Annotated in this window: 4 protein-coding genes; 3 read left to right on the top strand and 1 reads right to left on the bottom strand. The window is 58.0% G+C overall.

Annotated features, from left to right (window positions below; all coding sequences use genetic code 11):
- On the top strand, window positions 1–228 hold a 228-nt coding region (locus tag VN887_07340), incomplete at its 5' end, for a gfo/Idh/MocA family oxidoreductase (protein HXT39820.1).
- Here VN887_07340 and VN887_07335 read toward each other — a convergent pair.
- Window positions 212–637, bottom strand: a complete 426-nt coding sequence (locus tag VN887_07335; protein HXT39819.1) for a hypothetical protein — start codon at window positions 635–637, stop codon at window positions 212–214. The two genes, VN887_07340 and VN887_07335, sit on opposite strands and share 17 nt — an antisense overlap.
- Window positions 638–652: 15 nt before the next feature.
- Between VN887_07335 and VN887_07330 the strand changes: the two genes are divergently transcribed.
- Window positions 653–1,567 (top strand): sugar phosphate isomerase/epimerase family protein, encoded by a 915-nt coding sequence (locus tag VN887_07330; GenBank protein ID HXT39818.1) that lies wholly within the window; start codon window positions 653–655, stop codon window positions 1,565–1,567.
- 118 nt (window positions 1,568–1,685) lie between these two features.
- Window positions 1,686–5,039, top strand: a 3,354-nt coding sequence (locus VN887_07325) for a CotH kinase family protein (GenBank protein ID HXT39817.1), incomplete at its 3' end; no start/stop codon positions are given.

Genomic DNA, 5,039 nt, shown 5'->3' with positions numbered 1-5,039 from the left:
GAGCTTTTCGCGTCGATCCGCTCGGGCGACCCCATCAACAACGGCGTCCGTCTGGCCCACAGTTCGCTCACGGCCATCATGGGCCGCATGGCCGCCTACACCGGACAGGAAATCACCTGGGAACAGGCGCTGAACTCGCAGGAACGGCTCGTGCCGGAGAAACTGGAGTGGAACATGAAGCTTGAAGCGCCGCCGATGGCGATGCCAGGAGTCACGAAGTTTGTTTGATCGCGCCCTGAAGCGCCTTGCCCGCGTGTCGCAGAATCAGAGGTTGGGCCACACGAACGCGTTCCACAAAATGAAGCCAGCACCAAAAAAAGTCGGCACATTTCCGGTGATTTGCTATTCTCCGATTGATGAGAGGCATCGGTTCACGGGCAAAACGAGGCAGATCGCGAGAGGCCAGCTTATGGGGGCTATGGCTGGCTTGGCCGTTTGTCAGCCGCCCGGCTCGAAGCAGTTTTATTTGTTCGGTTGTGATGCGGACTGGAATGTTGTCAGCGACACGTGGCATCAGAGCCTCGACGAGGCCAAAGAGCAGGCGGAGTTTGAGTATGAAGGAGTCAGTAAGACTTGGAGTTATATGGCCTAACGCCGCTAGAGCCAACGCCTTTGGATCACTGATTTCGTCGCCCATAAAGTCACAACCATTATGCAAACGAATTTGAACCGCCGTGAATTTTTAAGGACGGGCAGCGGCGCGCTGGCTGCGATCACAGTCGCCTCCACTTTTGCTGGCGCTGCAGACGACGCCGTCGTTCCCAAAAAGCGGAACATCAAAAAAGCCATCATGTACGCCACCGTCGGCATGAAAGGCACGGTTCTGGAGAAATTCAAAGCGATCAGAGAAGCGGGTTTCGAAGGCGTCGAGCCGATGAGTCACATGAACCAGGACGACGTGGTGAAGGCATTTGAAGAGACCGGCCTGAAGGCCGCGAGCTGTTGCTGCGCGACTCACTGGGACAAGCCGGTGTCGGACCCGGATCCAAAAGTGCGCGAAGCAGGGCTGGAAGGACTCAGACAGGCGCTGCGCGACGCCAGGCGATACGGGGCAAGTTCCGTATTGTTCGTGCCGGCGGTCGTTAACAAGCAGGTTTCCTACGCGGACGCCTACCAGCGTTCGCAGGCGGAGATCCGCAAGGCGCTTCCGCTGGCGGAAGAACTTGGTGTGAGGATCGCCATCGAAAATGTCTGGAACCATTTTTTGCTCAGCCCGCTCGAAGCCGCGCGATACGTGGATGAATTCAACAGCCCGTGGGTGGGCTGGCATTTCGACGTGGGGAACGTCATCACCTACGGCTGGCCGGAACAATGGATTCACATTCTCGGCAAGCGCATTCAAAAACTGCACATCAAGGAATTCAGCCGCGACAAGGCGAACAAAGAGGGACTCTGGAAGGGCTTCGACGTCGAATATCTCAAGGGCGATGACAACTGGCCGGCGGTGATGAAGGCATTGGACGACATCGGCTATGAAGGCTGGGGAATCGCCGAGCAGGGCGGGGCCGACAGCCCGGAAGGTCTGAAGAAACTGGCCGGCGAAATGGACCGCATCTTTGCGAGTTGAAGAGTCCGGCCAAAGCGCCCGCGGATCAGGTTTATTTTGCGTGTGCCGATCAAATTCCCCTTCCTCCGGGCTGGCGCGAATTCGCGTGCTTTAAGGCAGAGAAACTGCTTAAGAAAGGGTGGTTTCCAAAACTGATTGCCTTGTCGTGACGCGAAAGTTTCTTGCATTTTTATACGTCGGATTGGTTTGTGGAGCCAATGCCGCTGTCATCTTTCCCACCAACTCCACCTGGACTTATTTCAAGGGATTTTCCGAAGCCTCCGTGCCTGATCCGACGGCGTGGCGGGCCGTCGGTTTTGACGACTCGTCCTGGCCATCGGGGCAGGCGGCGTTCCATTACGAAAACTCACCGGGCACGGCCACGTCCTACACCGGCAACACTCTGCTGGACGACATGTTCGGCGGATACACGAGCATCTTCCTCCGCAAGACATTCGTCGTGACCAACGTGGCCGACATCAGCGAGCTGCAGTTTCACGCATTTAGCGACGATGGATTCATAGCGTGGATAAACGGCACGGAAATCGCGCGATTCAACATGCCGGGCGGTGACATTCCCTTTGACGGAACATCATCCCCCGCACTGGCGGAGCCGGTACCGGAACAAAACGACACACTGGGCAATCCCGGAATCTATCTGATTCCCGGCACAAACGTCATAGCAGTGCAGGCGTTCAACGCATCGCTCGCCGGCAGCAGTGATTTCGTGATCGATGCGGCACTGTCGTCCACAACCGACACAACACCACCAACTGTCGTGAATTTGATTCCGGCCGCGGGCGCGACCGTGCAGAACCTGACGACCGTTGAGGTCGATTTCAGCGAGGATGTGGCGGGCGTGGACGCGTCCGATCTGCTGATCAACGGCAGCCCCGCCGCAAGCGTGACCGCGTTCGCGCCGTGGCAATACGTTTTTCAATTTCCACAGCCTGCCACGGGAACCGTCCAGGTCGCGTGGGCTGTCGGTAACGGCATTCACGATCTTGCCGGAACGCCAAACGATTTCACTGGCGGAAGCTGGAGTTACAGGCTCGACCCCAGTGCGCCGCCACCCGGGGTGATGATTTCCGAGTTCATGGCGGACAACAAAAAGACAATCCATGACGAAGACGGCGACAGCTCGGACTGGATAGAACTTTTCAACCCCACAGCAAACGACGTGAACCTGGCCGGATGGGCTCTGACCGACGATCCTAAAAATCTTATGGCCTGGCGGTTTCCGATCGTGACGCTTCCCACCGGCGGTTACCTGCTCGTTTTCGCGTCAGGCAAAGACCGGACAAACGCCACCGCCGAATTGCACGCAAACTTCCAGCTTTCAACGGGCGGCGAGTTTCTCGCGCTGGTTGATCCGGCGACAAACATCGTTTCGTCGTTTACCCCGGCCTATCCTTCACCGCAGCCGACCGACGTGTCGTATGGTCGGGTTGAGGGGGCGCCTGACGTGACCGGCTACTTCACCGTGCCGACTCCCGGAGGACCAAACTCAACCGCGGGCGCCGGCTTTTCGGCAAAAGTGGAATTCGCGGCGAACGGGGGCACGTTCACGACCCCGTTCCCGCTGGAGCTTTGGACAACCTCGACCAACGCGGCAATTCATTTTACGCTTGATGGCACCGTGCCGACGGACACGTCCTCTCTTTATGCCGGCCCCATTAGCATCACCAACACCGTTCAGGTGCGGGCACGATCCTTCGAACCCGGTCTGTTGCCGGGCCCTTTGCACAGTGAGAGCTACATTTTACTCAACGCCAACGTCATCAACTTTACCTCCAACCTGCCGGTCATCGTCATTCACACCCTCGGGGCGGGCAGCATTTCGGCCAGCGTCTCAAAATTTGCAAACATGTCGTTTTACGAACCCGAGAACGGCAGGACCTCGCTGACCAATGCCCCCACCTTGAGCACGCGCGCGGCGCTCCGTGTGCGCGGTTCAAGCACGGCCGGTTATCCCAAGCAAAGCTGGGCCGTCGAGTTTTGGGACGACTTCAACAACGACAAGAATGCCTCGCCGCTGGGCCTGCCCGAAGAATCCGACTGGGTCCTGTATGCACCGAATAATTTCGAACCGGTGTTGATTCACAACCCGTTCATTCTCGATCTCAGCAATCAAATCGGCCGCTACGCCTCTCGTGCTCGTTTCGTGGAGGTTTACCTCAACACGGCCGGCGGCGCGGTGTCGTCTGCGAATTACAACGGCATTTACGTGCTCGAGGAAAAAATCAAAACCGGAAAAAACCGCGTGGACATCGACAAACTGGAACCGGAGAACGTCAATCCCCCCGAAGTCACCGGCGGCTACATGATGAAGATCGACCGGCTGGATCCGGGCGACAACGGTTTCTTTGCCGCAGGACAGCCCATCGCCTACGTGGATCCGAAGGAACAGGACATCACTCTGCCCCAGCGCGCGCCGCAACAGCAGTATCTTCAGAATTACATGGATGAATTCGGCAACGCATTGTTCATCAACGATCCCGTCACCGGCTATCCGGCGTATGTGGACGTGGGTTCGTGGATTGATCATCACATCCTCAACGTGATGGCGTTCAACGTGGACGCCCTCCGTCTGAGCGCCTACTTTTACAAGGAACGCAACGGAAAGCTTTTCTTCGGCCCGATCTGGGACTTCGACCGCGCGCTGGATTCGACCGATGGCCGCGATTCCAATCCCCGCGTCTGGCGCTCGCAAACTCAGGACCTCGGCACTGACTTCTTCAATTACCCGTGGTGGGGAGAAATGTTTAACGACATTGATTTCTGGCAGAAGTGGATTGACCGATGGCAGGACTTACGGGTGGACAAGTTTTCCCTGACCAACATGAACGCGCTGATCGACAGCCTGGCCAACACCGTTCGCCAGGAACAGCCGCGCGAACAGACCCGGTGGGGCGTCACGCCCCGCGGCGGCAGTTACCAGGCCGAGGTCAACCTGTTGAAGAACTGGCTCGCGAGCCGGGTGAATTTCATTGATACCAATTTTCTGGCCAAGCCGGTTTTCAGCGCCAACGGTGGACCGATTTCGCCCGGCTTCCCGCTAACCGTAACCGGCCCAATTGGAGCAACCATCTACTACACGACCAACGGCGTTGATCCACGCTCGCCCGGCGGCGGTATCGCGCCGACCGCGCGGGTTTACGGTTCGCCGGTCACGTTGAATGCCAACGCGCGAGTGGCGGCTCGTGCGTACGACCTGAACCATTTCAATCTCACCGGCGTGAACAACCCGCCGTTGTCGAGTCCGTGGTCCGGCGAGACTGTCGCTACATTCGTGGCTGCAACCCCGCCGCTGGTCATCACTGAAATCATGTATCACCCCACGCCACCACCCGCAGCGAGCACCAACTCCTCGGACGACTTTGAGTACGTCGAGCTGAAAAACATCGGCGCGGGCGCATTGAACCTGGTCGGTGTGCGTTTCACCAACGGGATCGACTTCACGTTTACCGCAGCCAGCAGCATCACGAACCTG

The organism is Candidatus Angelobacter sp., from assembly GCA_035607015.1.
Classification (GTDB): Bacteria; Verrucomicrobiota; Verrucomicrobiia; order Limisphaerales; family AV2; genus AV2.
The sequence above is the reverse complement of the archived record's forward strand: the minus strand, read 5'-3'. Positions and strand labels throughout refer to the sequence as shown.

Coding starts and splice junctions, on each gene's coding strand:
- VN887_07335 (HXT39819.1), bottom strand. CDS start 637: ATGGGCGACGAAATCAGTGATCCAAAGGCGTTGGCTCTAGCGGCGTTA.
- VN887_07330 (HXT39818.1), top strand. CDS start 653: ATGCAAACGAATTTGAACCGCCGTGAATTTTTAAGGACGGGCAGCGGC.